Here is a 26636-nt window from a genome sequence, read left to right on the forward strand (position 1 = left end):
TCAAAACGACTTATGGCACTCTTTCCTTTTCTCACATAAATTGATAAGGCGTCGTATCCTTCATTCCAATCATTGGATCAACAGCATTTGTTTGAATAATTTCGACTGTTAGTCGTGGTTCTTTTGGTAATGGTTCTTCGACAACTTTTGTCGCTTTATTTGCTGTTTCTGGGGTTGACTCTTCCCCTTCATCAGCAAATAGTGAAACTTCTTGTACCATTGTGTCAACTAATTGCTCGTCTGTTTCTTTTATCTGATTGGCTTTCGTTGATTGCTGTTCAGTTTCATAAGAGACAGCTTTTGTTTCCTTTTCAGTAAATGGATGGTCTGCCGTTAAACCTTCTTCATAGGCTTCTAACTGGGTTCTAGTCGTTAAGGTCATTTGTTCTGCATTCACGATTCGTTCTTTTAGCATCGTCATGCGACTAGCCGATTCGTTTTTGACACATGTTTCAAAAGCAGAAACCTCACCTAATAGAATTAATAATTCTTTACTACGTGTCACTGCTGTATACAGCAAATTTCGTTGCAGCATTCGGCTATACTGATGAACCATTGGCAGTAACACCATGCGGAATTCACTACCTTGCGCTTTATGAATCGAACAACAATAGGATAACGTAATTTTATTCCATTCATTTCTTTTATACGTTACTTCATTATTATCAAACTGTAAAACCAACTCGTCCACTTTGTCCTCTGAGTCTTTGGCTAAAGTAATTCCGACGATTTCTCCCATATCTCCATTGAACACATTTAATTCTGGCGTATTGACTAGTTGCAAAACTTTGTCCCCAATCCGATAGACGGTGTCATTCCATTTGACTTCTTTTTTCTTACCATCATTTGGATTGAAGATTTCTTGCATCATCTTATTCAAGGCATCAATGCCGGCTGCGCCACGATACATTGGCGCTAAAACTTGGATATCTTGTGGCGTAAACCCTTTTGCTTTTGCCTTTGTGACGATTTGTCGAATGTATTCTTCGATATGACCAATATCACTTGCAAAGAACGAGCGATCCTTTTGATTTTTTTGAAAATCAGCAGGCAACTTTCCTTCTTTAATTTCATGGGCAAGAGGAATAATACTTGAACCGTCTCCTTGACGATAAATTTCGTTTAACTCACATTTGGGAATTTCGTTAATTTGCAATAAGTCATGTAAGACTTGACCTGGACCGACAGACGGTAGCTGATCCTTATCACCAACAAAAATCACTTGCATGTTTGTCGGAATAGCTTTTAATAACGTATTGGCTAACCAAGTATCTACCATGGACATTTCATCTACAATTAGCAAACCACCTTCTAATTCTTTGGCGGTTAAACTCGGATTTTTTTCACGACCTGTCAAGCCTAACAAACGATGGATGGTACTTGCAGGTAAACCTGTCGTTTCGTTCATACGTTTCGCTGCTCGCCCAGTTGGCGCCGCTAGCAAGATTGGAAACATCTCCTGCGTATAGTCTTTGAGATCTAATGAAAGACCATTTAGCTCCGCAAACAACGAGACAATCCCATTAATAACAGTTGTTTTCCCTGTTCCGGGCCCTCCAGTTAAAATAAATAACGGCGATTTAATCGCTTCTTCAATCGCTGCTTGTTGCGAGTCGCCATACTGAATATTTAAACGTTTCTCAATCATTCGGATATTTTTTTGGACTTCTTCTTCCTCATAATGAATTTCTTTTTTACGAGAAAGTAAACGCTGAATCGAAGTACCAATGCCCCATTCAGAAAAATAGAGACTGTTCTCAAAAAGTTTAGTCTCTTCTTGTTGGATTTTTCCATGTTCGACTAACGTAATGATTTCATTAGCCACTTGATCAGGTGAGATTTCCACTGGGCGACTTGCTTCCAAGGTCCGAATCGCTTCTTCTAACAAAACATCTGCTTGAACATACGTATTGCCTGAGCGAATGGAGTGCTCAAACACTTCATGTAAAATCGCCGCTCGAATTCGAACAGCAGAATCCGCCTGAATGCCGATTTGTTCAGCAATATTGTCCGCTCGTTTAAATCCGACTCCCTCAATATCTTCAACTAACTGATAAGGATTTTCTTGAATCACAGAAAGGGTTTCTTCTTGATAGGTTTGATAAATTGAAAAAGCTAACTGACTACCGAAGCCGTATCGATTTAGTCCCACAATCACTTGCTCCATCCCGTGATTCAAGCGAATTGTTTCGACGATTACTTGACGTTTTTTTTCATTTAAAACAGTAACTTCTTCCAAAACACTCGGATCATCAATAATTCGGTCAATCGCACTTTCCCCTAATACTTCAACAATTTTTTCAGCAGTTCGTTTACCAATGCCAGGAAATTTGTCACTTGATAAATAGTTAACCACCCCACTAGCCGAAGTCGGTCTTTCTTGCTGATAACTATCCACCTGAAACTGTCTGCCATAACGAGGATGGTCCACAAAATGACCAAAGAAACGATAGGGTTCCTCTTCTTGAACTTGGCCAAAACTACCAGTTACTACAATTTCTTTTTCTAAATAATCTGTATTTGTATCGGTCACATTTACAAGAACGACTTTATAAAAATTACTGGGATTTTCAAAAAAGATTGCTTGTACAGTTCCAACAATAAAGGCTTTTTCTTCGTCCTCACCAAAAAGTGTTACCACTACAAGCCCTCCTTTCTGTTGTGTGCTTATTGTGCTTTTTCTTTAGCTAAAAAAGACGTATCATTCCATAACGTTAAGTCGTACGGCATGTTCCTTGATGCCTCTTTGGTTTCAAGGATTGAGAGGCTATTGTTTAACAGCCCGCCCATTGTCCGTAATTCTGATAATGGTTTACCAGCCATCGCTTGGATTGCCGCCGTCAGCGCTGCTCCGTGTCCGACAAATAGAACTGGACCTTCGTGCTGTTTCGCCGCTTCAGCAACTGTTTCTGAAATCCGTTGAATCGCTTGCTCGATTGGTTCACCATCAAAAATTGTTGGATCATACAAATCTAAACGATGCCGTAAATGATCTAATTCTTCTCCATAAAAATTACGCATTTCTTCAATATATTGTCCTTCTAGACGACCTAAACCTAATTCTTTTAAGGTATCTGTATAAACAATTTCAACTGGATGATTCAATTCTTGTTGAATTCCCCGCGCAGTATTTTTGGCACGTAATAGCGGACTAGAATAAATTTTTTCAAACGGAATATCTTGTAAATATTGGCCTAATTGTTTAATTTCGTCATAACTAGTTGGTAATAACGGCGAATCTCCTGTCATTCCTTGAAATCGTTTCTGTTGATTCCATTCAGTTTTTCCATGTCGTGTAAAATATAATTTCATGTAACTTCTCCAAACTTCTTTATCTCTTCATATGTCTTTCTAGTTTATCACTTCCCTGCGAAAATATCCATGGAAGTTTCTAGTAATCCAAGCAAAATAAGCCTAGAACAAAAATCTAAATTGTTTTTTGTTCTAGGCTTGAAAATTGGGCAACAGTAAAAATAAAACCACTTTCTTCTGACATTTTTGAAAAAAGCGCTACTGTCTTAACTTTTTTTAATCCAATTTATCATTTTCATAATGATGCGTCAGTTCTAAGTTCGGAAAATTTTGCTGACGTAAGGCTTCATAAACAATTAGTGCGGCAGTGTTAGAAAGATTCAGTGAGCGCACATGTTCATCATTCATAGGAATTCGGATACACTTTTCTTCGTTTTCTCGCATAAACGTTTCTGGTAAGCCCGTTGTTTCTTTTCCAAAAAGGAAATAATGGTCCTCGCCATCATTATAATTGACCTCGCTGTATGTTTGGTGAGCAAATTTGGTTACTAAATGCAAGTGTTTGCCTGCCACATGGGCTAAAAAGGCAGCCAAATCTTTATGATACGTAATATTTACATCATTCCAATAATCTAATCCGGCACGTTTTAAGTGTTTATCATCTGTTGAAAATCCTAAAGGTTCAATTAAATGCAACGGTGTATTCGTCGCTGCACATGTCCGTGCAATATTTCCAGTATTTGCTGGAATTTGTGGTTCAAATAAAACAATATGGTTCGTCAACTATCTTCAGCTCCTCAAATATCAATCGTGTTCATTTTAGCATAAATTCAAAATAAATAGCGCCCACAATACTTATTTTCAAAAAAAAACCGCATGACGCGATGATGTCAGGCGGCAGCTATTCTAACCAATAAAAAAAACGTACCGTCTCGGTGTCTAGCACGGCGAGTCGTTACGTTAGTGAAGGTCTCTTCACTAACTTTTATCAGAACAGGACCCTGATAAAAACCAATGAAAAAACAACTTGTAAGTAATATAACACCAATGTCACTTTATTGCAAGACTTTTTTAGGATTTTCTTCACAAAAAAGTCTATCTTTTACGACCTACTAACAAGCGGACGTCAATCGTGACTTTTTCCAATGGTCGCTGTTGTAGCTCGGCTTTAACTTCTTGAGAAACTTGCCACTCTAATGGCGACATTTCTAATAAATCCAACCGTCTTTCCTCGGAAATGTCAAAGCAATAAGTTATTCGTTCATCTACTTCCACAGCTAATTCCTCGGCAAAACGTTGGACTACTTTTTGATTGGAATAACTTTGTTTCTTTTCGTCATTGGGATAAAAAGCCGCTCGTAATTCCTTTAAGTAATTCTCTTCAGGAATAATTTTAATCACAGTCCCGTCAGCTTTTAGTACTCGCCGAAATTCTTGATAATGTGAAGGAGAAAAAATATTCAAAATCGTATCAAGCCCTTCATTCGCAAATGGCAAATTCGTTAAATCCGCCACACACCAAAACGCATCAATTGGCTGATTACTTGCTAAATAGATTCCTTCCTTTGATAAATCAAACCCGATTTTCAGTCCAGATAAGCCTGCTTGACTTAACTCAGCTAGAAAACTCCCTTCACCACAACCAACATCGACTACTGTTTTATTTTGAGGAAGATAGTGCATAATTTTGTTTAAAACAGGCGCGTACATGCCACTTTGAATCATTTTTCCTCGAGAAGTAAACATTTTTTTATTATATTCTGTCTGAACGCTATGATTTAGAAAGTATAGCGTGCCTTTCTTGGATAAATCAAATTGATGCCTCTGTTGACAAATCAGACCAACCCCTTCTAAATGCATTGGTTCATGACAAGTTGGACAGCGAAAAACGGCTGCTTCTTTTTTTAATAATTGTTGTGCTCGTTCAATTTTCTTTAACATTTAAAACTCCTTACGTTCATCAAATGAACATTTTCTCTTATAAAAAGTTGCACTCTTTTTTTCAGGGCTATGGTAGTAAGCAGAATTATGGTACAATGCCTGTGAAGAAAAAGCAAGGAGCGATAAGAAATGATTAAAGAATTCTGTGCCGAAAATTTCACTAAGATTCCCCAAGCCATTCAAAAAGGTGCGAATCGCATCGAATTATGCGATAACTTAGCCGTGGGTGGAACGACGCCAAGTACTGGTGTTATTGAAGAAGTCTTAGCATACGCTGGCGAACATTCTGTACCAGTGATGACAATCATTCGTCCTCGTGGCGGCAATTTTGTCTATAATGATATTGAATTAAAAATTATGCATACCGATTTAATCGAAGCAAAGAAATTAGGAACCGACGGCATTGTTATTGGCTGTTTAACTGAGGACGGTTGGTTAGATGAAGAAGCTTTGGACTTATTCATTGAAACGGCTGAAGGCTTGCAAATCACTTTCCATATGGCTTTTGATGCCTTGTCGAAAGAAAATCAATTTAAGGCGATCGACTGGTTAGCTGAGCGTGGTGTGACGCGTATTTTAACTCATGGCGGGCCAGCTGGTACCCCTATCGAAGACAACTTTGATCATTTAAAAGAATTAATTGTCTACGCAGATCAACGGATTCTTATTTTACCAGGTGGCGGTATTTCCACAGAAAACGTTCAAACTGTGATGGACACTTTAAAAGTCACAGAAGTCCATGGCACAAAAATTGTTTAATTTCTTGTATCTAAAAAAGTGAGGTAGCCGTCGTATTAACGGCTACCTCACTTTTTTGATTTCAAGCAAACCAACGAATCCTTTTACCTCAGTCTCATGATAAATAAGTGCAATTTTTTAAACAAAATAACGCATAAACATGCTGGCAATATTGAAATAAATTAATACACTGGTTAAATCACTTAAGGTAGTAATAAACGGGCCACTGGCAACTGCTGGATCAAACCCTAATTTATCCATTAACATTGGGATTAAACTCCCTGCTAAATTCGCCACAGTAATTGCACAGAGCATTGCCATCCCAATCACAAATCCAAGCGGAAGATTATGTTGCCACACGCCAACCACAATCATAATGGTTAAACCTGTCACAGCCCCCGTCACTAGTCCCGTGAGTACTTCACTTAAGATTAAGCGACCAAAATTACTATCCTTTTCATCTTTCATAGCCAAACGGCGTACCGCGACCGCCAATGATTGTGTCCCGGCATTGCCGGCTGTTCCGGTAATTAAAGAAATAAAAACGGCTAAAATACTCGCTTCGCTAACTAACGACTCATAATTACTGATTAACGAGGCCGTAGACATCCCTAAAAACAATAGCGTAATTAACCAAGGTAATCGTTTAGAAGCGGCTTTTAAAGGGTTCTCACTAACTTCTTCAACGTCGACCCCGGCTAGACCAGAGTAGTCGCTAGCGGCTTCATCATCGATAACATCAATAATATCATCAACTGTTACAATCCCCAACAAATGATCATCATAATCTGTAACTGGCACAGCTAAGAAGTCATAGTCACGAATTGTTTGCGCGACATCTTCTTGGTCATCGCCAACATGAACTGAAATAACCCGTTCATTCAAAATATCAGCAATCAAGGTATCATCATCATTAACAATTAAATCCCGCAACGAAATAACGCCGACTAAATGATTTTCTTGGTCGACTACGTAAACGTAATAGATTGTTTCCGCCATGTCCGCTTGATTCTTTAAGACGTACATCGCAGAACGCACTGTTTGATTCGCCACAATCGAAACAAATTCGGTGGTCATAATCGCCCCAGCAGTTTCATCTTCGTAATGAAGTAACTCTTTAATTTCGCCTGCTTCTTCACTACTTAACAAACTAAGATATTTCGCCTTTTGACTCTTATCTAACATATTTAGTAAATCCACCGCATTATCGGTATACATCTCAGCTAACATATCTGCTGCATAACTTGGGCGCATTTCAGCTAAATAATCTTTCATATTCTCATTATCTTCTTCGATAACATCAAACATATCCGCTAGTTCTTTCGGAGATAGGTAATTGTATAAATGTTGTCGGTCTTTTTCATCTAACGATTGGTAAAATTGTCCTTGTTCATAAATGTGTAACGCTAAAAATAGCTCACGAAATTCGTTCATTTGTTGATTTTTTAGCGTTTCTAAAAGAAGGGCAAATTGCTCTTCCATTTCTTGGCCTTCATTCATCTTACACTTTCCCCTCCTGCCTCTTTATTATTATAACGTATCATCTACACTTTTCATATCCTCCGCTAGTGGGGAAATCAGATGAACCGTTTCTTTGGTAAAAGGATGAGTAAAAATTAGTTCCATGCAATGCAACGCTTGCCGCTCAATTCCTTGATCCATCTTTCCATGATACATCTCATCCCCTAACAATGAACAGCCAATTGCTTCAAAATGTACCCGAATTTGATGTGTTCGTCCTGTATGGAGCTGAATGCGCACAGCTGCTGCTTGGGCTCCTCTTTTTGCGAGCCAATATTCTGTACTAGCAAATTGACCTGTTTCGATAACTTGGCGTTTTAATAAAGAGGACAAGTCGCGCCCAATTGGCTTTTCAATCAATTGATGCTCGCTTAACTGCTCAATCGCTCCACCAACAAGGGCATAATAAATTTTTGTCACTTTTTTTTCTCGTAATTCTTGGTCAATTAAAGCATGAGCAAAGCCGTGTTTCGCAAATAACATCAGCCCAGAAGTATCTCGATCTAAACGAGTCACGACATGAATAACTTGATTCACGTAATTTTGACGCTTGTAATAGCCCTTAACACGATTCGCCATCGTTCCTGAAGGATGATACTGAGCAGGTATCGAGGCAATGCCAGCAGGCTTATTAACTACTAAAAAATGATCATCTTCAAACACAATTTCAATCGGTTCATCATCTGTTAATAATGTCTCATGTTCCGCTTCATCTGGAATCGTCATTTTAACGACATCGCCAGTTTGTAAAGGATAGATGGCATTTTGAACGGTCCCATTCACTTGAATTTTACCACCCTGAAATTTCACCTTAGCTAATAACCCTTTTGAAACGCCTTGTTCCTTTAAAAAATATTTCACTTGTTGTGTTGTTTCTTTGTCGTATGTCCATTGAAATTCCATCGTTTAATTAATCCTCACCAATAAAGGCATCTTTCACTCGATGCCAAAAATGCATGTGCCGATAAGAGGCAAAATGAATCCGTTCGTCTGCAATTCGATAGCAGACGGAAGCGATATTTTCTTGATAAATATCTAATTGGTCCACCGTGACAAAATAATCATCACTTTCCTGTAATTTAATCTCCAGCCACTCCGTATGTGCGATTACAATCGGTGACCCCAATGTTCGAAAGACACGATTGTTTAAGGAGGCGATTTCGGTTAACTGAAACGCATTAATGCTAGGATGCAAAACAGCTCCACCAATACTTTTATTATACGCAGTAGAGCCGGTTGGGGTCGAAATCGACAACCCATCACCACGAAATCGTTCAAACAGTTCGTCTTTAATAAACACATCGCCCACCATCGTCCGGTTTCCTCGTTTAATTGTTGATTCATTTAATGCTAAAAAATGTTTATCTGGTTTCCCATCTCTAAACCGAATCCGCACATCTAATAATGGATAACTCGTACTTTTTTCACGATGAATACACAAACTCTCAACTAGTTCTTTTAATTCATAATCACGCCAATCTGTATAGAAACCCAAGTGTCCGGTATGTACACCTAAGAAACTTACTTCGTTTAACAGATGATTAAATCGATGAAAAGCGGAAAGAAGCGTACCATCTCCGCCGACTGAAATCACAAGTTCAGGTTGACGATTGTCTATTTGAATTTGGTTTTGCTCTAATAGTGTTGTCAGTTGTTTTGTGACTTGTTTCGATTTTTCTTCCGAGTTATGAACAATCGCCACTTTCATAAGCAGACTCCTTTACTGATTTTCTGGTGTTTCGTTTTTAATTTGCTTATAGTATTCGTTTTCTAGCAATCCACGGCCATGAGAGAAGTAATGTTGTGCTTCTTGAATTTCTTCACGAATAGATGACATTTCTTCATCTAATAAATAGGCTGCCTCTGCCGCTCGCTGAAGGCGTTCTTTCATTTCTTCAGGAAAGACACCTTGATATTTATAATTCAAAGAATGTTCAATCGTTGCCCAAAAATTCATGGAGAGTGTCCGAATTTGGATTTCGGCCAAAATAATCTTTTCCCCGGTGACTAATTGCACAGGATATTCCACTACCACATGGTACGAACGATAGCCACTTTCTTTTTTATTTTCAATGTAGTCCCGTTCTTCCACAATTTTTAAGTCTTTACGATTTCTTAAAAGTGCGACTACCTGGTAAATGTCTTCCACAAATTGGCACATAATCCGCAAACCAGCAATGTCTTGCATTTCTTCTTCAATCCGATTTAAAGGAATATGCCGAATAGCCGTCTTTGTCAAAATACTATCTACTGGTTTCACACGTCCTGTAACGAATTCAATTGGTATGTGTTTATCTTGCTCCCGAAATTGTTTACGAATACCTCGTAGTTTTACTTTTAATTCGCTGACCGCCTGTTCATATGGCGCTAAAAACAGCTCCCACTCTCGTTCCATGGTAGATCCCTCAATTTCCTTGAATTTCATTCACTGATTATTTTACCACAGTCCTCCCTAAAATAGGGTGTTATTCGCTATTTGATTTCCAAACGCCTTTCATTAGAAAAATTTTTCACAGAGAAGACCACTTTTCTTGACGGAAACCTATATAATATGTGAAAATTGGAGTGATTTAAGAAAGAGAGAGAACCCCATGAGTGAGCACTTAGAAATTGAATTTAAAACATTAGTTAGTCCGCAAGATTTCAAACGATTAATCGACCATTTTGCTATTCAAAAAACGGACTTTTTTACGCAAACAAATCATTATTTTGATACGGACGATTTTCAATTAAAAGCACAACGAATGGGCTTAAGAATTCGCGTATTAGCAGATCGTGGTGAGTTAACCTTAAAAGTTCCTGCGCCAGAAGGATTATTAGAAATCAATGACCCTTTATCGCTTGAGACGGCGAACCACTTTATCAAAAGGAATCACCTCCCTACTGAGGGGGCTGTGACGAAGAAATTACAAGAATTAGGTATTGAAATCGCCTCGATCCATTTAATTGGTTCATTAAAAACAGCACGTGCAGAAAAACAAATTCCTCAAGGACTACTTGCGTTAGACGAAAGTTGGTATAACCAACAGCACGATTTTGAATTAGAGTTAGAAGTTACTGAAGCTGAAAGCGGCAAGCAAGCGTTTCAAACATTAATGGCTGATTTGAACATTCCCATTACGCTTGCACCTAACAAGATTCAACGCATGATGCGGACCACTGCCCCTTAGTATTCGAAGCACTGACGTTCTGGCACCTGTATTTGAAAAAGCATGGCATTGGAGGAAGTATGAATGGTTGAAATTTATTTGTTCGTCAATCCTTTAGGCGGCGTCTGTTTAGAAATTGAAAAAGAAATTATACAATTGTCTGTTAACGACAAGAAGAAAATACAATTGCGCTTTATCCCTTTATTAAACATGAAAACGATCAATGAATTTTTGAGTCGTCAACATATTCCGATTAATGACATTAAACGACGGAATCGAATTTTTGAAGATTTATACTCAGCCGCTCTTGACTATAAAGCAGCACAGTTACAAGGCCGAAAAAAAGGCCGACAATTGTTGATTGGCTTACAAAAAGCAGTAGCTGAAGACGGTCTAGCTTACTCTCCTGAGTTATCAGAAGAACTACTTCTAGCGGCCGGCGGGGATATTGATATGTATCGTAAAGACCGACAATCCGATTTTGTCAAAGAATCTTTCCAAACCGACCAAAAAGTTGCTCGAGAAATGGGGATTAAACAACATCCTACCGCAGTCGTTTACAACTATACTTGCGAGAACGATTTCGGCATTTTAGTCGAAAATTTTGAAAACATGGATGAAATTAAACAACTTTGTCGTGTCCATCCACATAACGAACCGTTGCTGGACCAAGGTGACGCAACCTTTGAATTTAAACGCCGCTCCAATTATCATTTTCCAAATGGACATTTACATTTATTATAAAAAAGAAGGACCAGTTTACTGGCCCTTCTTTTACTATTTTCACCATGTTCTATAATAATAGATAAAGTCTAATACTGCTACATTTGATGATTTGTTCTTATAAAAGACAGCTATGGAATGGAGCCATGTATATATTATGTACTTTTAAATATTAACACCGAAATTTGTATCGACCACCAATATTTATTTCAGTTCATCGACTAACCTCTTGGAACGCTATCAGACAATACTCGCCGATACTAACTCAAAAAATCGAGGAAATTTTATTCGGTTTAACACAAGCTAATTTATTTCTTCCCATTTATTTTTAGTCTGCTTATATAATATGGTTAGTTCTTTTTTATCCTTATCTAAATTTTTATTTATTAATTCCTGAATCTCATAAGAAAATTTATTTCTTTGATTTACATTGTCAAAGATGAATTCTTTATCAAAAGATAACTCTAACCCATTTAATGCTCCTGTTGTCCAGTAAATTTTTATATTCGAATCATCACCGCTATAATACATATTAAACTTTTCGTTTTCAGAGATATACGAACTCATTAATTCCAATTCTTCTGGAATTGTAAACAGATTATAATTATCAATTTTAACCACATGATATTGAATGTTATCTTCTATTAAATTATAAGTTTGACCATTTTGATTCCATTCTTTGACACCGCTATAAAAATTATTCAGACGAAGTTGTAAAATAGTAAAATATCCACCTATACATAGTACTATAATTAATAATATTAAAAATAATTTTTTGTACTTCTGTCCCTCTCTAATATCTTTCGAAAGTTTCTCCACCATCGTATTGTCCTCCTTCAATAATCGATCCAAGGTCATTTCATAAAGATTACTTAGTTCAATTAAACAATCAATATTAGGATATGATTTATTATTCTCCCAGTTAGAAATTGTTTGCCTAGTAACGTATAATTTCTCAGCAACCTCTGATTGTGTCAATCCTAATTCATTTCTTCTCATTTTTAATGAATTCCCTATGTTCAAAAAAAAACCTCCTTTTATTACTCTAAAGATAATAGAAGCTTGATATAAAAGAAAGCAAAGAATCTTTGCTTTCTTTTATATAACAGCAACAATCTATTTAATTATATAACTAAACCTGGTTTTACACAGATATATTTACTATTCTGTGTAAAACCAGGTTTATATTTTATGTTTACTAAGAAGTTACGACTTATAATTTTTCAACCAAAGCTTCTAATTCCGTTAAACGTTCTTCAAAAACTTTCATTGCATCTTCGATATACGCGGCTTGTGTCATATCCACGCCCGCTTTTTTCATCACTTCAATTGGGAAGTCACTACTTCCTGCTTTCAAGTAGTTAAGATAGTTCTCTAAAGCTCCCTCTTCTCCAGCTAAAATATGTTTAGACAATGCCGAAGCGGCTGAGAAGCCAGTTGCATATTGATAAACATAGTAATTGTAATAAAAATGTGGAATTCTCGCCCATTCGTAACTGATTTCTTCGTCTCTAACTACTTCTGGTCCATAATATTTAGCATTGAGCTCGCCATAATACTCACTCAAATATTCACTCGTTAATGGCGTGCCTTTAGCATCTTCCGTGTGAATAAAATGTTCAAATTCCGCAAATTGCGTTTGACGGAAAATGGTTCCCTTAAAGCCGTCTAAATAGTGATTTAAGACATACGCACGTACTTTAGGATCTGTTTCTGTTTGTAATAAATATTCTGTTAAAATATTTTCATTTGTGGTTGAAGCAATCTCAGCTAAGAAAATTGAATAGTCGCCATAAACATACGGCTGATTATTTCTTGTATAGTAACTATGAACACTATGGCCCATCTCATGGACTAATGTAAATAGTTGATCCAAACTATCATGCCAATTCATTAAAATGTATGGGGCTGTATCATAAGCTCCTGAAGAATATGCGCCGCTTCGTTTTCCTTGATTTTCAATCACATCAATCCAGCGACTTGAAAAAGCTTCTTTAACAATAGATAAATAGTCTTCACCTAGTGGTTTTAAAGCCTCAATTGCTTTTTCTTTTGCTTCTTCATAGCTGTAACGAATTGGTGCTTCACCTAGCAAAGGCGCATACAAGTCGTACATGTGTAATTCTTCTACGTTTAATAATTTTTTTCTTAATTTTACATAACGATGTAGCAAAGGTAAATGTTTATTTACTACAGCTACTAATGTTTCGTGAACACTTTCAGGGATATGATTACTTGCTAAAGAGGCTGCCCGAGCAGAATCATAATTTCTAATTTTTGCTTTATAATTATGTGTTTTAACATGTGCACCTAAAGTTGAGGCTAATGTATTTCTAAATTGTTTGTACACTTTGTACAACCCTTTAAATGCTGCTTCACGAACAGATGGATCGACACTTTCCATTAATTGACCATAAACGCCATGAGAAAGTTGAATCGTTTCGCCTTCAGCATTTTGCACAGTTGGAAATTCTAAGTCTGCATTATTTAAAATTGAAAATGTATTACTTGAGGCACCAAAAATTTCACTAGCCCCCGCCAGTAAAGCTTCTTGTTCCATCGATAAAACATGGGGACGTTCATCTAAAATATTTTGAATATAGTGACGATAAACAGCTAATTTCGGCTGCTCTTCAAAATATCCCCAAATTTGTTCATCACTTAATGTTAAAACCTCTGGATCAAACCAAGAAACAGCTTCACTAACTTGTGCATATAAAGAACTAGCTCTGGCATATAAAGCTTGGTAAGCTGTATTTGTAGTGTCTTGATCATTTTTTAAATGAGAATAGACATATAATGTTTCCACTTTTCTATAGACATCTAAAACGTATTCTAACGCAGCTAGAAAAGCTTCTGCACCATTCCCTAAGGTTCCTTTAAATGATTCTGCTTGATTTAGCTCTTCTGTCAACTGATTATACGCAACATCAAAAGCAGCATCATCTTTAAAAATTTTGGTTAAATCCCAAGTTAATGGAGTTGGAACTTCATCACGTGTTGGTAATTGTTTAATTTCGCTCATAGTTTACTCTCCTTTAAGAAACGTTTTACTCATTATACTATCATAATTTAACACGTGTGACTAAAAAAATGTTGTTTTTTCACTTTTTTTAGCCAATGAATGAGCTTTTCAGGATCTTCTCTTAGGAAAATACTAGTTATTAGGTACTTATTGTTTACTTTAATTAACACATAACATTCTTGTAACCATCTCAATAAGTTATTTCCCACAATTTTAAAAAGCTTTTTTAAGCCAATATTCGGTAGCGGTTGCCAAACAAAGTTCCCTTCTTTAAAAAAAACAGCTTCCAAGATACGCCATAGTTCCTGTTTGGTCACTAAACGCCCTTCTTTGGTTTTTAGTGCTTCCCAAACAAGCATTTTTAAATGAATATCTTCTTCAGAAGAAGGTAATAGCTTCAATCCAGGATAGTAAAACCAAGGAGGTAACTGGAGAAGGTGACAACCTTTCGTATATAAAAAGCTCTGTGTCCTAAGCAACTGAGCATTTCTGTAACCAAGTTGTTGAGTCAATTTTTGATAATAATCATGCATCAATTGGCCAGTGTGCCGTCTATCTGGCAGTAAATTTAAATTAGCGGTCGGGAGTCGGAAGATTTCTAGTAATTTTTTTTCGTAAAAATCCCATGATTGTTTTCTTCTATAAAATTGTTGACATTGACTCTCTTCAATATGACAAAGTAACTCTATTCGTTCTTGTTTCTTATTGGCCGACCATAAATAAAATCCCAAGGACTCCGAAAAATAAAGGAATTGTTTCGTTAATTGCGTGAGCTTGTCTTTAGGCACTAATCGTTCACCTAAAATCCAAACAACTTGATAGCCATGAGTTTGATAAGTCTCCGTCCGTTCCACCAAACGTTTAATTGGCAATGGACTACATTGAATTTCAATGGCTATCTTCCCAATGAGTAAATCTGGGCGTTGCTTCAAGGCGGGTAAGTATGCCTCAACTTGAAAAGACAGCTTTTCGCGTAAACACTTTTCCGCAAAAAGCTGCTTCAAGCGGAGGTGTTCTTCTGTTTCAGCTTCTGCTTCGTACCAACAACTATTCTTTTTACGATGAGCAAAATGGGGTATTTTAATGGGGCCTGCCTTCAAAATGACCGATTGATGACACATTGGACACACAAAAGCTTGTTCGCTTCGTATCTGTGTTAATTCATCAATCGAGCAATCGATTAAAGAAAATAACTCTTGGTTGTCTGCCGTTAAAGCTGTTAACATGATTTTCACCTCTCATAAATAAACTACGCAAAGTTTCTTAATTTTCATCAAAAAAAAAGCAAAAACTCGAAAGTTTTTGCTTTTTTGCTTAATCATTAAAGTAATAACGTGTTAATTCCAACGCACTGCGTTCCATAATACAAGTGCCATATTCGACTAAAGTATCCTGAGTGACAGTTGTTTTATGAGCAAATTCTAAAATTTGTGCAATTTCATTGTCAACATTTGTTTTTTCTAATTCATCGGTTAAGAACAAAACTTGTAAGTAATAACGATCGTTGTACGTGTATAAGTTAGTCAAAACAGATTGCATGAAGACTTCTTTGGATAATTGGATCATCGCTTCAAAATTATCTAATTCAAAGATTACATTTCTGTTTGTTTCATCTGTGGCTTCCATCTCATCAAGTTCATCGGCGGCTGCTTTGTCTGCTTCAATTTGTTTGCGAATTAATTCGCTAACATCTGCATTGACTTCGCTCAGACCTTCTAAGGAAGACAAGTCGTCCATAGCGACATTTTTACTAATAAACAGTTCTAAACCATCATTTTTAGGCAAGACTTGGAAAGTGACTGCTTCACTGCCTTGGAATTCATCTTCGACATCAACTTCTTCTAAAATACTATAAAAGAAATTTTCAACATCTTTGTGGTTTCCTAGTAAGTCAAGAAAAGTAATCCCTCTATCCGCCAGGTCTTCGTTGCCAATTAACACACGAATCGTATTTTCATTAATATGTTCCATTTCCATAGCGCTACACCTCTCTTTGCTTCAATCAGGAAACTTCTTACGTTCATTGTAGCGAAAACTACACAAAAGTAAAGTGGAAAGTCTGTAAATCCTCGAAAACTAGCGAACGTTTTATAAACTTTGAACTTTTTTAACGATTGGTTTTTCGCTCCTTCTACCTCTTCATCTTAACGCAGTCTCTCCAAAAAAGATACTATTTTTCCTTGACCACGTTCTGCCAAATCAAATGAATACAAGTTCTAAATATGTATTAAAAAGCCAGAGATAAAAATCCCTGGCCCTAAATTCATATGAATCGTTCTTTATTACAATTAACAAATAAAGAACAAAATTTTATATTTTTTATAAACCTGCCATTAATTGTGCTTGGCGCAATTCCAGTTGTCGAACATCTCTTGGTAAGAATCGGCGAATTTCATCTTCGTTAAAACCGACTTGTAATCTTTTCTCATCAATCATAATTGGCCGACGCAACAATCCAGGGTTTTCTTGAACCAACTCTAATAAATCTTGAAGTGGAAGCTCGTCCAAATCCATATTTAATTTTTGGAAAACTTTAGAGCGAGTAGAGATAATCTCTTCTGTTCCATCTTCTGTCATGATTAAAATTGCTTTTAATTCCTCAATATTTAAAGGTTCAGAAAAAATATTTCTTTCTTTAAAAGGAATTTCGTGCTCTTGCAACCAGGCTCTAGCCTTACGACATGACGTGCAACTTGGGGAAGTATAAAGTGTCAACATTGTGCATCACTCCTTTTCGCGAATCATCGCGTTTCTGAAACAGGGAACTGTACTGTTCCTCTATTTAAAACCAGTATACCTAATTTCTAATAAAAATACTAGGGGTTTTTAAACATTTTTTATTAACTTTGTTTATTTTTCCTTCATTACATCCGTGTAAAATTAGGGTTAATTTTTATGAAATTTTATGGATATTCGTTATGATTCTGTAAAAAAGTAATACAGTTTTCTATTTTTATGGTTGCTGTTATAATTTACTTCTCTTGGTGATTTTTCAAGAAGTTCCCATGTATTTTTTTCTAATAAAATGTATAATAGAACTATTCACTATCTTAAGTCTAAAGTCAGGTGGTTATTTAATGAAAACAATTTTTTCTGGTATTCAGCCCAGTGGTACTCCGACAATCGGAAATTACATTGGTGCGATGAAACAATTTATCGAATTACAAAATGAATATAATTGTTATTTTTGTATTGTGGATGAACATGCCATTACCGTTCCCCAAGAACCGCAAAAGCTACGCCAGCAAATTCGTAGCTTAGCAGCTCTTTACCTAGCGGTTGGTTTAGACCCACAAAAAGCAACAATTTTCATACAGTCTGAAGTGAGTGCCCATGCAGAAGCTGGTTGGATCATTCAGTGCAATACTTCTATTGGTGAGTTAGAGCGAATGACACAATTTAAAGATAAATCTCAAAAAAATGGTCGTGCTGGCGTAAGCGCTGGTCTTTTAACATACCCTCCATTAATGGTTGGTGATATCGTGTTGTACAACGCTGACTTAGTGCCAGTCGGAGATGATCAAAAACAACACTTAGAATTAACACGTGATTTTGTGGAACGCTTCAATAAACGTTATGCCCAAAAAAATCAAGAAATTTTAACGATGCCTGAAGTAAAAATCGCTGAGCAAGGTAGTCGAATTATGAGCTTACAGGAACCAACGAAAAAGATGAGTAAGTCCGATACAAATGTGAAGGGCTTTATTTCAATGCTTGATGAGCCAGCAGTGATTCGCAAAAAAATCCGCTCTGCTGTAACTGATTCAACTGGTGTAATTGAATATAATAAAGAAGAAAAGCCTGGCATTACTAACTTACTAAATATTTATTCTGCTGCGACAGGTCAAACTGTTGAGGAACTTGTTCAAGCATACGAAGGCAAAGGCTATGGAGACTTCAAAGCAGATTTAGCAGAAGCAGTAGTTGCCTTATTAGAACCTATTCAAGTGCGCTACCAAGAGCTTCTAGCTTCAGAAGAATTAGATATGATTTTAGATGAGGGCGCAGAAAACGCTCGCCTGGTAGCCAACAAAACACTTCAACGAATGAAAAATGCTGTTGGTTTGGGAAGAAAAGTTCGGCGCTAACTAAACATAATAAAAACCCGCGAAGTTTTATTCGCGGGTTTTTTTATGTTCTAAATTGAGCATCGTACAGCCGACGATAGTGACCTCTTTGCGCGTACAAAGTTTCATGTGTTCCATCTTCTAAAATTCCTTGGTCACTCACTACGATTATTCGATCAGCATGTTTAATCGTTGCCAGTCTGTGGGCAATAATTAATGTTGTTCGCCCGTTAGCTAACGAGTTTAATGACTCTTGAATCACTTGCTCTGTTTCTGTATCTAATGCAGAAGTCGCTTCATCTAGAATTAAAATCGGCGGGTTCTTCAAGAACATTCGCGCAATTGCCACTCGCTGCTTTTGACCGCCCGATAATTTCACGCCACGTTCGCCAATAATTGTGTCCAAGCCATCTGGCATTAGCTGAATTACATGTTCTAAATGTGCTAATTTCACCGCTTGTTGAATGTCTATTTCTGTAGCATTTAAATTCCCATAAGCAATATTTTCTCGTAATGTTCCAGGGAATAAAAACACATCTTGTTGAACAATTCCAATCTGCTTACGTAATGAAGCCAAGGTCATTTGCTGGATATTTCTACCGTCAATCGTAATTTCACCACTACTAACTTCATAAAAACGAGGCAACAGATTGCACAAGGTCGTTTTTCCTGAACCACTTTGGCCAACGAAAGCAACGGTTTCACCAGGTTGAATTTTTAAATTGATATGGTCTAAAACTTTTGTGCCATCTTCATAAGCAAATGAAACATCTTTATAGGCAATCGTTCCTTCTAAATGTGAAACAGCAACAGCTCCTGGCAAATCTTTGATGGACGGTTGTTTGTCCATTTCTTCCGTAAAACGTTTAAAGCCAGCAAATCCTTTGGGATAGCTTTCAATCATATTGTTGACTTTTTCAATCGGCCGAATAAAAATATTGGCTAATAAAATAAATCCTACAAACTGACCTTCTGTAATTTCTCCTTTAATTGTATAGTACGCACCAAAAATTAATGAAAATAAATTTATCAGACGAATTAATAAGTAATTATAGGCGGAACTGAAACCCATCACCTTATAAAAATATAATTTCGATTTTCGATACATTTGATTTAAATAATTAAACTGTTTTCGTTCAAATGGTTCATTTGCAAAAGATTGCGTGACACGTATCCCACTTACTGACGCTTCAATCCCAGCATTAAATTCACCTAAATTATCGTAAATATCCGTATTCGCTTTTGTCATTTTTTTATTAAAATAGCCTAGCGCAATCGTGATAAATGGCAATAAAATAAACGTAGCGATGGCTAATTTCACGTGAATGGTTAACATTAATAAAAAAGAACCTGCTAACGTCATAATCGTAATAAAGACGTCTTCTGGACCATGATGCGCCACTTCCGAAATTTCAAAAAGATCAGTGGTCAAACGGCTCATTAATTTCCCTGTTTTTTGATTATCATAATACTCAAACGGTTGTGTTTGCAGATGTTGATATAATTCTTCACGCATATCTGTTTCAATATTCACGCCTAACATATGACCAAAATAAACCACAATAAATTGTAAAAACGTATTGATTATATAAAATGCAAATAAGCCCGCACTAGCTAATGCAATGAGGCGAAAATCTCCTTTTGGCATAATCTTATCAATTACTTGGTTGACTGCTACTGGAAAAGCCAACTCTAACAGCCCCGCAAAAACGGCACACCCAAAATCCAAAATAAATAATCGACGATACGGCCGATAATACCCAAAAAAACGCTTTAACATAACTCCCTAACTCTCCCCCTTCATTCTCATTCATTATACGGAAAAAGACTGTCTCTTGCAAAATTCTAACTTATATCAGAACATGTGTTATTTAAGTAACTTTGACTCAAAATCATTTTCACAAACTTTTCATTATCAGAATATTTTTTCATTTATCGTTTCCATTTTTTCGGTAAAAATAACTATAATTGTCTTTTCCCACAAGGCTTTGATTTCTGTACAAAACCTTGAAATACAGTGAAAAATACTCTATTTATTTGTGAAAATATCGGCTACAATATAACATATGAAAAGTTTTGTAAAAAAGTTAAGAGGTGCACTTGTTAAATGAGAACCATTGTTTTTGATGTTGATGACACGCTGTACGATCAGCAACAACCCTTTCGAAATGCGATGACTAAAATTTTCCCAAACGTTGCGACAGAGGATATGCATGAATTGTATCTTCGTTTTAGACACCACAGCGATGAAACGTTTCCGAAAGTTTTAGCCAATGAATGGTCCCTAGATTTCATGCGGTTTTTCCGGATGAATGAAACATTAAAGGATCTAAACTATCCAGGAATTTCACAAGAAGAAGGAAAAATTTTCCAACAAGTTTATGAAGAAGAATTGGATAATATTACGATGCATCCAGAAGTTACTAAGCTTCTTGATACTTTACAAGAGAAAGAAATTCCGATGGGGATTATTACAAATGGTCCAACAGACCATCAATTTAAAAAAGTTAAACAATTGAATCTTGAAAAATGGGTTCCAAGCCAAAATATCATTATTTCTCAAAGTACGGGTTTTCAAAAACCTGAAAAGGAAATTTTTGATTTAGCCTGTAATCAATTTTGTATGGAACCTGAACATACTTTATATGTTGGTGATAGTTATGACAATGATATTGTAGGCGCACGTAATGGTGGCTGGCATTCTCTTTGGTTTAACCACCGCTCTCGTGAACTACCAAGTTGCCAACCTGCATCACACCTTGCAGAAGTCACTTGTTTCACCGAACTTTGTCCGACTGTGGAGAAATTATTTAATCTTTAAAAAAAGCCGCTCTTCAAATTGAAGAACGGCTTTTTTTTATTTATTTTTTTGTTTTTTCAGACGTAAAATGATGAACAGGCAGATTATCAGTAAAAGGAGCAATAAACCGATTAAGAGATAAATAAGTTTAGATTCCGTTTTTTTGACGGTTACATCTTTCTCATTAAATGTTTTTGCTTCCTCTTTTGAGATTGTAAATTCTTTCGTAAATTGCCATTTTTTTCCTGAGCCTTCCACAGTCATTGCCAATACATACGTTCCAGCTTCCATTTCATTTTCTTCATACGGAATAGGGAAATTAAAAATTGAATTGGGCGCCATTTGCATATCTTCTTGTTCTTTCTCTAAAATAACGTTATTTGTTTTCTTATTTTTAACATTTGCCGTTACTTTCATTGATTGAAGATAGGCTGCTTCATGGTTTAACAGTGTTGCAGAAATAACACTGCGCGCATTTCTTTGCGTCGGTTCAACTTTCTCTAAAGACAATTCTGGTTGTACAACTGTTTCATTTTCTCGAAGTAAAACAGCTACTGTATAGGCATAGCGATTTTCAATTGCTAAGCCGTTTGTATTTTCTTTTTGCTTGTCTTTCGTTTCATCGACTTTTTCACTAAACGTGATCCCGCCCGCTAGTTGCCCTGAAAACTCTTCTTTAGGCATCTTCACTCGCAATTCAACTACTTTTTCACTTTTAGCAGGCAATTCAACACTCTCACCGCCGTCTTTCAGTTGAATGATTTCTGATAAATCTGCTGGTGCAGATTTATCTAAAGCTGTCAACGACTCACCATATTCAATCACTCCGTTGCTGTTTGTTGTGGCCGACTTCACACTAACATCAATCACTAAATTTTCATCTGTACTATTGGCCGCTCGAACTTTCAAAATTTGTTCTTGGTCTGGTTTCATCATTAAATCAAAATATGTTTTTGTTTTATCTATTTGGTTTTCTGGAATTTCTGTTTCAACACTAAATCGTAATTCTGCTGCTGAGGTTTCAATCCCAAAAGCAAAGAAATAAAAACTTAGGATCATCAGAATAAAATATCTATTTTTCATTTCGCTCTACACTCCATTTCTATGTAAAGGAGAAAGGCTGAGTTCCCCTCTTCCTTTCTCCAAAAAGGTTCTTTTTATACTGGCGTATTAGCTAATGTCCAAGTAATTGTTGTTTTGTAGGCATCGTTTAATTTAACTGATTTACCTGGCACTTTTAATTGAACATCTTTCATTACTTGACGGCCGTCAACTTCAGCAATTGAACTAGCATTGCCGTATAAGTATGACCATTTTCCGGCACCTTGATCTGTTGCGGCTACCATCACGTTATGACTTTCACCCACTGTACCAAAAGTTACGCTCGCTAAACTTGTTGGTGCAGCGCTTTGTCCTGCTGTCACAGCTGAAGCATTTTGAAAGACAATTTCAGTTCCTTCAAGTGTCTGACCTTTTGTAGCAGAAGTAAATGCAGAATTTTGTTTTGCAGATAAAGTCCAGCCTTCTAAAGTTCCACGATTATCTGTAATTTGAGCAAATAATGGGCCCGTTTTTTCAACATTATTTTTATCTTTTAAAACTTGTGCTGATGCAAAATAGATTTCATCTTTTGTGCTGATGATATTTTCACCAAAGTTTAAACTTGAAGCATAATCCAAGGTTAAGGGACCTGTAGAACCTTCATCAACTGGTTTGTCAGGATTTACTGGGTCGATAGGTGTCACAGGATCTTTGCCGTCTTTGTCTTCTGGATCCACTACAGGATTTTTGCTGTTGGGATCTTTTTCATCTGGTGCTTTAAATTTTACAATAGCATCTGTGTCGCGATTAGCCACTTCCTCTGCTTGAACTGGTAGTGTGCCTACCGCGATGGTTGCTAAAATTAAGCTGCTTGCGATGGTCATTTTTTTCATGTTAGTGCTCCTTCTCTTCTATTGTTATAGTTTCAATAATTATACGCTTGGTAAATCAGCGATTGTCCATGTTAAAACAGTTTTGTATTGAACAGCATCTTTTGGTGTTGCTCCTGGTACAGTTAATGTGATCGCTGTATTTTTATCTACGCTTTCACCGTCAACTTCCACTTTTTCAATCCCACCGAACGCACTAAGCCAAGTTCCAGAACCTTGACCTTCAGCGGCAGACATCACATTTGATGAATCGCCAGCTACTAAAGTTACTTCATGCGCAGTTGGTGTGACTGCTTTGGAATTAGACACTGCTTTGTTTTGACTTAATTTAATTTCTGAACCGTCTAAAACTTTATTTAATGTTTCTTTTGTCGCTGTTAATTGTGTTTCTTGTTTAACTGTTAAGGCCCAACCGGCATTCGTTCCGCGTTTGTCGGAAATTTGTACATAATTTGGTTTAGGATTAGTCAAATCAGGACCAGAACCGTCTGCCAAGAAAAAGTATTGTGGATTTGCATAATATTTTTCATCTTTATTTGAAATTTTATTTTTGCCAAAGTCTAAACTAGAAGCATAATCGATACTTAGTGGACCAGTTGTTCCTTCATTTGGCTTATTGCCTGTGTCTGGTGTCGTTGGGTCAAAGGGTTCAACAGGTTTTTCGGTATCTGGATTCACTGGATCGACTGGTTTGTTGATAGAGGCATCCGGTGTAAATTCAACGATAGCATTTGATTCATAGTTTTTTTCTTCTGCATTCACTTCTGGTGCAATAGCCACGCCTAAAGTGATAGCGGGGATTGTTGCTAAGATAATTTTTTTCATTTTATTGTTCCTTCTTTCTTTTTTTTAAAATAAAACTAGCCATAAAGATGACTATTATTCCGAGATAATTAAACATTTGTTGCTGTTTAGTACCAGTTCGAGGTAAGAAGCCTGAGCCTTTTTGATCAACCGTTTTACTTGTTGAATGCTTCAATGATTCTCCACTCACTGCTGGTATTGCTTCCGATTGCTTGGGGAAACGCTGTGGTATCTTACCATCTGGTTTTTCTTTGTTGGCTGGTGGTTCATACTCGCCATAAAAAGAAACTTCTGCATTTGTCGGATAGGCATTTGTTTCAGCAAATACATCAACTGATGAAATCAATCCTAATAGCAATACACCGCTAACTATTTTTTTGATAAGACTCACCCCCTATTTTGCACTGCCATCAGGTACGTCCATCAAGTGCCAAGTTAGTTTTGCTTCGTATTCTTCTGCTTTGGCCGTCCCTCCAGGAACAGATAATAACAACTCTTGGTCATTTTCTTTCCATTGATCAGAAATATTTGTTTCTTGATGTCCATTGACTTGGTTGTGAACAAGAATCGATTGGCCTTCTGGAATGTCCTGTAAGCGATGGTTGGTTCTAAATTTTAAAATATTCGGCAACGTAGCACCTGATTCAGATTTGAAATCAGAAGTAACGGTTAGTGCAAGCGACCAATTATTCCCTGTTTGACGAGTATCCCGTATCACTAATGGTTGATCCATGGAAACAATTGGATATTGGGTCGTGCTACTAGCGATTTGCAGCTCATTCCCAAAGGAAATCGCTGTGGGTACCGTTTTGAACCTGACAGAGCCAACCACAGTGACTGTTAGCGCTAATTCATCAATCTTGTAGCCTTTATCATAGACTTCCACGACCAACTGCTGTTTTCCATAAGTTAGTTCTGGTAATAACAAGGCTTTTTCCTTAAATGTTTTAGAATTAGTGGTTGTTTCATCTGCTAATTTCTGGATTTCTTGGCCCTCTTTTTTGACAATAAATTGTAATCTATTCCCAGCATCGACATCTTGCCAATAAAAAGGCAGGGCTGTTTTTTGAAAGTCATCAATATCGATTGTTTTTTCCATCGACTTTTCTATACGCTCTTTTGACCAAGATAGTTTCGTTTCACTTAAGAAAACTTCTTTGACAGGTTGGACGACTGTTCCAGAAAAGTTACCTAAGTATGCTTTATCTGTTGATTCCCAGATATAAGAAACGCCTTCATGAGCTTTGGGTAAATTCCATTCAAACAGTCCTTTTGTGGCATCGTAACTTCCATAAGGGCTAATCGTCAGCGGTGGAAATAGTTGACCATCACGAGATACCACCTTATTTTTTAATTGTAGTGGTTTCCCAGCAATATAATCGACAGAAGATAAGATAATCATTTGATTAGATACATCTAGCCCTGTAATGGCCGTTAAGCCTTTTAACGGACTGATATCTGAAATTTGATTTTCTCCCACATCTAAAACTGTTAGATTGAGTGTTTTCTCTAACGGTGCCAAGGAAGAAATTTGATTGTTTCTTGCATACAGTACACGCAGATTAGGAACAGTGCTTAAAGCTTCCAGACTAGCAATCGTTTGATTCATAATACTCAACTCTTCTAGACGTGGCTTATTCGCCAAGGGCGCAATTGTTTTTAATTGATTATTTTCCACATAAAGACGGAGTAGGTTATTTGCTTCCGTAAGCCCATCTAAAGTAGCAATCTGATTATTGGCAGCCCAAATGGTTTCTAAATTACGAAGAGAACGAAGCGGGTCGAAGGAAGTTACTCGATTATTCGGCGTGATTTTTGACGGATGATCTGTCGTATTTTGGATACTTAAATTTTTTAAAGCAGCCATTCCTTCAAGTCCATTTAATGTCGTTAATTGATTGTTCTCAACATACAAGCCTTCTAAATTAATTAATCCTGCTTGACCTAACGGACTAAGATCAGCTATTTTATTGTTTCTCATATATAAAAAACGTAATAGCTTAAATTCACCTTTAGCAAAAGGACTCAAATCTGTTACATTGAGTGAATCTTGAAAAGATAATTCTTCTAAGTTTCTTAGGTATTGAACTCCTTCCACATTAGAAACAACGACATTTTCTAAAATAACTTTATTCAGTTTATCCAATTCTGCTTGGGTGACAGTATTAGAGGTCCGAGATTTGCTTAACTGTTTTCTGATATTTTCCGCAAAGGCTGGATCAGGAAATAGTGTACTGATAGGCGTCGCTTTATCTAAGACAGCACCTGCGTATAATTGGGGCATCATCAGTTGTGCTTCCGTTATCGCTAGTGCTTCATTTGGCGGCTCTTCACTTGTTTCAACAGTCGTTAACTCTTCTGATTGGGGAATCTCCGAACTACTGGTTGCTGAATTTTGCTCTTCTGCCGATGAAGTTTCTGGAATCTTTTCTTCTGAAACAGATGAAACATTTTCTTCACTGGAGGATGCGATTGTTTCGGTCATTTCGGCGAAAGTTGTTACAGGAAGTAATAAACTATTAGCCAAAAGTAAGGCACTAACTGCGGAGATGCACATTTTTTTCATAAACTTCACCTCCTGATATTTTCTTAATTATAGTGAATATCAACTGAAAATGGGTTCAATTACGACAAACTGTCCAAATTAATTTGTATAGACAAGACAAAGAGCGCCAAATAGGGTTT

Annotated in this window: 24 protein-coding genes; 5 read left to right on the plus strand and 19 right to left on the minus strand. The window is 36.8% G+C overall.

Annotation, left to right across the window (positions count from 1 at the left end; translation table 11 throughout):
- Positions 1-31 precede the first annotated feature (31 nt).
- The 4 genes from recD2 to IGL56_RS10195 all read right to left on the minus strand — a co-directional run bounded on the left by recD2 (position 32) and on the right by IGL56_RS10195 (position 5193).
- Positions 32-2641 (minus strand): SF1B family DNA helicase RecD2, encoded by a 2610-nt coding sequence (gene recD2, locus IGL56_RS10180; protein WP_002372267.1) that lies wholly within the window; start codon positions 2639-2641, stop codon positions 32-34.
- Positions 2642-2667: 26 nt separating this feature from the next.
- Complete coding sequence (locus IGL56_RS10185) at positions 2668-3312, minus strand: histidine phosphatase family protein (RefSeq protein WP_002356494.1); 645 nt, start codon at positions 3310-3312, stop codon at positions 2668-2670.
- Positions 3313-3528: 216 nt separating this feature from the next.
- Positions 3529-4035 (minus strand): tRNA (uridine(34)/cytosine(34)/5-carboxymethylaminomethyluridine(34)-2'-O)-methyltransferase TrmL, encoded by a 507-nt coding sequence (gene trmL, locus IGL56_RS10190; protein WP_002356493.1) that lies wholly within the window; start codon positions 4033-4035, stop codon positions 3529-3531.
- 312 nt (positions 4036-4347) lie between these two features.
- On the minus strand, positions 4348-5193 hold the full coding sequence (locus IGL56_RS10195; RefSeq protein WP_002356491.1) for a methyltransferase domain-containing protein: 846 nt from the start codon (positions 5191-5193) through the stop codon (positions 4348-4350).
- A gap of 129 nt (positions 5194-5322) precedes the next feature.
- On the opposite strand from IGL56_RS10195, the gene cutC reads away from it, so the two are divergent.
- Complete coding sequence (gene cutC, locus IGL56_RS10200; RefSeq protein WP_002356490.1) at positions 5323-5952, plus strand: copper homeostasis protein CutC; 630 nt, start codon at positions 5323-5325, stop codon at positions 5950-5952.
- Between the two features lie 117 nt (positions 5953-6069).
- Here the strand turns inward: cutC and mgtE are convergent, their stop codons facing one another.
- Genes mgtE through IGL56_RS10220 form a run of 4 tightly spaced genes read right to left on the minus strand, consistent with a single transcriptional unit; the run spans position 6070 to position 9847 of the window.
- Positions 6070-7431, minus strand: coding sequence for a magnesium transporter (gene mgtE, locus IGL56_RS10205; protein WP_002362548.1), 1362 nt, complete (start codon positions 7429-7431; stop codon positions 6070-6072).
- A gap of 30 nt (positions 7432-7461) precedes the next feature.
- Positions 7462-8355, minus strand: a complete 894-nt coding sequence (locus tag IGL56_RS10210) for an RluA family pseudouridine synthase (protein WP_002356487.1) — start codon at positions 8353-8355, stop codon at positions 7462-7464.
- 7 nt (positions 8356-8362) lie between these two features.
- The gene (locus IGL56_RS10215) at positions 8363-9160 is read right to left on the minus strand and encodes an NAD kinase (RefSeq protein ID WP_002356486.1); all 798 of its coding nucleotides are present in this window, start codon (positions 9158-9160) and stop codon (positions 8363-8365) included.
- Positions 9161-9172: 12 nt separating this feature from the next.
- A complete protein-coding gene (locus tag IGL56_RS10220) occupies positions 9173-9847 on the minus strand; it encodes a GTP pyrophosphokinase (protein WP_002356484.1) in 675 nt (224 codons plus the stop codon).
- A gap of 196 nt (positions 9848-10043) precedes the next feature.
- On the opposite strand from IGL56_RS10220, the gene IGL56_RS10225 reads away from it, so the two are divergent.
- Positions 10044-10622: a CYTH domain-containing protein gene (locus IGL56_RS10225; RefSeq protein WP_430599759.1), complete on the plus strand. Its 579-nt coding sequence runs from the start codon at positions 10044-10046 to the stop codon at positions 10620-10622.
- 63 nt (positions 10623-10685) lie between these two features.
- On the plus strand, positions 10686-11345 hold the full coding sequence (locus tag IGL56_RS10230) for a ClpXP adapter SpxH family protein (RefSeq protein ID WP_002356482.1): 660 nt from the start codon (positions 10686-10688) through the stop codon (positions 11343-11345).
- Positions 11346-11627: 282 nt separating this feature from the next.
- Here the strand turns inward: IGL56_RS10230 and IGL56_RS10235 are convergent, their stop codons facing one another.
- From IGL56_RS10235 to spxA, 5 genes are all read right to left on the minus strand, one after another.
- A complete protein-coding gene (locus tag IGL56_RS10235) occupies positions 11628-12347 on the minus strand; it encodes a helix-turn-helix transcriptional regulator (RefSeq protein ID WP_002356481.1) in 720 nt (239 codons plus the stop codon).
- A gap of 190 nt (positions 12348-12537) precedes the next feature.
- Positions 12538-14349: an oligoendopeptidase F gene (gene pepF, locus IGL56_RS10240; protein WP_002356480.1), complete on the minus strand. Its 1812-nt coding sequence runs from the start codon at positions 14347-14349 to the stop codon at positions 12538-12540.
- 47 nt (positions 14350-14396) lie between these two features.
- Complete coding sequence (locus IGL56_RS10245) at positions 14397-15575, minus strand: competence protein CoiA (protein WP_002356479.1); 1179 nt, start codon at positions 15573-15575, stop codon at positions 14397-14399.
- Between the two features lie 88 nt (positions 15576-15663).
- Positions 15664-16326, minus strand: a complete 663-nt coding sequence (locus IGL56_RS10250) for an adaptor protein MecA (protein WP_002356478.1) — start codon at positions 16324-16326, stop codon at positions 15664-15666.
- 342 nt (positions 16327-16668) lie between these two features.
- Positions 16669-17067 (minus strand): transcriptional regulator SpxA, encoded by a 399-nt coding sequence (gene spxA, locus IGL56_RS10255; protein WP_002356477.1) that lies wholly within the window; start codon positions 17065-17067, stop codon positions 16669-16671.
- A 359-nt stretch (positions 17068-17426) separates the two neighbouring features.
- Between spxA and trpS the strand changes: the two genes are divergently transcribed.
- Entirely contained in the window at positions 17427-18437 is a 1011-nt protein-coding gene (gene trpS, locus IGL56_RS10260; RefSeq protein ID WP_002356476.1) for a tryptophan--tRNA ligase, read from the plus strand.
- A 43-nt stretch (positions 18438-18480) separates the two neighbouring features.
- Here the strand turns inward: trpS and IGL56_RS10265 are convergent, their stop codons facing one another.
- Complete coding sequence (locus IGL56_RS10265; RefSeq protein WP_174117492.1) at positions 18481-20196, minus strand: ABC transporter ATP-binding protein; 1716 nt, start codon at positions 20194-20196, stop codon at positions 18481-18483.
- A 327-nt stretch (positions 20197-20523) separates the two neighbouring features.
- Here IGL56_RS10265 and IGL56_RS10270 point away from each other — a divergent pair, with 327 nt between their 5' ends.
- A complete protein-coding gene (locus IGL56_RS10270; RefSeq protein ID WP_002356474.1) occupies positions 20524-21237 on the plus strand; it encodes an HAD family hydrolase in 714 nt (237 codons plus the stop codon).
- Positions 21238-21273: 36 nt separating this feature from the next.
- Here IGL56_RS10270 and elrE read toward each other — a convergent pair whose 3' ends face one another.
- The 5 genes from elrE to elrA form a co-directional block, all read right to left on the minus strand.
- Positions 21274-22299 carry a transmembrane protein ElrE gene (gene elrE / locus IGL56_RS10275; RefSeq protein WP_002362291.1) on the minus strand — a complete coding sequence of 342 codons (1026 nt, stop codon included), beginning with the start codon at positions 22297-22299 and terminating at the stop codon, positions 21274-21276.
- Between the two features lie 74 nt (positions 22300-22373).
- Positions 22374-23150 carry a WxL domain-containing protein ElrD gene (gene elrD, locus IGL56_RS10280; protein ID WP_002362542.1) on the minus strand — a complete coding sequence of 259 codons (777 nt, stop codon included), beginning with the start codon at positions 23148-23150 and terminating at the stop codon, positions 22374-22376.
- Positions 23151-23189: 39 nt separating this feature from the next.
- Positions 23190-23972 carry a WxL domain-containing protein ElrC gene (elrC, locus tag IGL56_RS10285; RefSeq protein WP_002385709.1) on the minus strand — a complete coding sequence of 261 codons (783 nt, stop codon included), beginning with the start codon at positions 23970-23972 and terminating at the stop codon, positions 23190-23192.
- A 1-nt stretch (position 23973) separates the two neighbouring features.
- Positions 23974-24342, minus strand: coding sequence for an LPXTG anchor domain-containing protein ElrB (elrB, locus tag IGL56_RS10290; protein ID WP_002356469.1), 369 nt, complete (start codon positions 24340-24342; stop codon positions 23974-23976).
- A gap of 3 nt (positions 24343-24345) precedes the next feature.
- Positions 24346-26517, minus strand: coding sequence for an enterococcal leucine-rich protein ElrA (gene elrA, locus IGL56_RS10295; protein ID WP_226094773.1), 2172 nt, complete (start codon positions 26515-26517; stop codon positions 24346-24348).
- Positions 26518-26636: the final 119 nt, after the last annotated feature.

Source organism: Enterococcus sp. DIV1316a (genome assembly GCF_050536915.1).
Taxonomy (GTDB): Bacteria; Bacillota; Bacilli; order Lactobacillales; family Enterococcaceae; genus Enterococcus; species Enterococcus faecalis.

Excerpts from the sequence above, each read along its gene's own strand:
- IGL56_RS10210 (WP_002356487.1), bottom strand. The coding sequence starts at position 8,355 with ATGGAATTTCAATGGACATACGACAAAGAAACAACACAACAAGTGAAA.
- cutC (WP_002356490.1), top strand. The coding sequence starts at position 5,323 with ATGATTAAAGAATTCTGTGCCGAAAATTTCACTAAGATTCCCCAAGCC.
- elrE (WP_002362291.1), bottom strand. The coding sequence starts at position 22,299 with ATGAAAAATAGATATTTTATTCTGATGATCCTAAGTTTTTATTTCTTT.
- spxA (WP_002356477.1), bottom strand. The coding sequence starts at position 17,067 with ATGTTGACACTTTATACTTCCCCAAGTTGCACGTCATGTCGTAAGGCT.
- IGL56_RS10185 (WP_002356494.1), bottom strand. The coding sequence starts at position 3,312 with ATGAAATTATATTTTACACGACATGGAAAAACTGAATGGAATCAACAG.
- IGL56_RS10265 (WP_174117492.1), bottom strand. The coding sequence starts at position 20,196 with ATGTTAAAGCGTTTTTTTGGGTATTATCGGCCGTATCGTCGATTATTT.
- IGL56_RS10245 (WP_002356479.1), bottom strand. The coding sequence starts at position 15,575 with ATGTTAACAGCTTTAACGGCAGACAACCAAGAGTTATTTTCTTTAATC.
- mgtE (WP_002362548.1), bottom strand. The coding sequence starts at position 7,431 with ATGAATGAAGGCCAAGAAATGGAAGAGCAATTTGCCCTTCTTTTAGAA.
- IGL56_RS10215 (WP_002356486.1), bottom strand. The coding sequence starts at position 9,160 with ATGAAAGTGGCGATTGTTCATAACTCGGAAGAAAAATCGAAACAAGTC.
- elrC (WP_002385709.1), bottom strand. The coding sequence starts at position 23,972 with ATGAAAAAAATTATCTTAGCAACAATCCCCGCTATCACTTTAGGCGTG.
- IGL56_RS10230 (WP_002356482.1), top strand. The coding sequence starts at position 10,686 with ATGGTTGAAATTTATTTGTTCGTCAATCCTTTAGGCGGCGTCTGTTTA.
- IGL56_RS10250 (WP_002356478.1), bottom strand. The coding sequence starts at position 16,326 with ATGGAAATGGAACATATTAATGAAAATACGATTCGTGTGTTAATTGGC.
- IGL56_RS10220 (WP_002356484.1), bottom strand. The coding sequence starts at position 9,847 with ATGGAACGAGAGTGGGAGCTGTTTTTAGCGCCATATGAACAGGCGGTC.
- IGL56_RS10225 (WP_430599759.1), top strand. The coding sequence starts at position 10,044 with ATGAGTGAGCACTTAGAAATTGAATTTAAAACATTAGTTAGTCCGCAA.
- IGL56_RS10270 (WP_002356474.1), top strand. The coding sequence starts at position 20,524 with ATGAGAACCATTGTTTTTGATGTTGATGACACGCTGTACGATCAGCAA.
- IGL56_RS10195 (WP_002356491.1), bottom strand. The coding sequence starts at position 5,193 with ATGTTAAAGAAAATTGAACGAGCACAACAATTATTAAAAAAAGAAGCA.
- elrA (WP_226094773.1), bottom strand. The coding sequence starts at position 26,517 with ATGAAAAAAATGTGCATCTCCGCAGTTAGTGCCTTACTTTTGGCTAAT.
- elrD (WP_002362542.1), bottom strand. The coding sequence starts at position 23,150 with ATGAAAAAAATGACCATCGCAAGCAGCTTAATTTTAGCAACCATCGCG.
- trpS (WP_002356476.1), top strand. The coding sequence starts at position 17,427 with ATGAAAACAATTTTTTCTGGTATTCAGCCCAGTGGTACTCCGACAATC.
- pepF (WP_002356480.1), bottom strand. The coding sequence starts at position 14,349 with ATGAGCGAAATTAAACAATTACCAACACGTGATGAAGTTCCAACTCCA.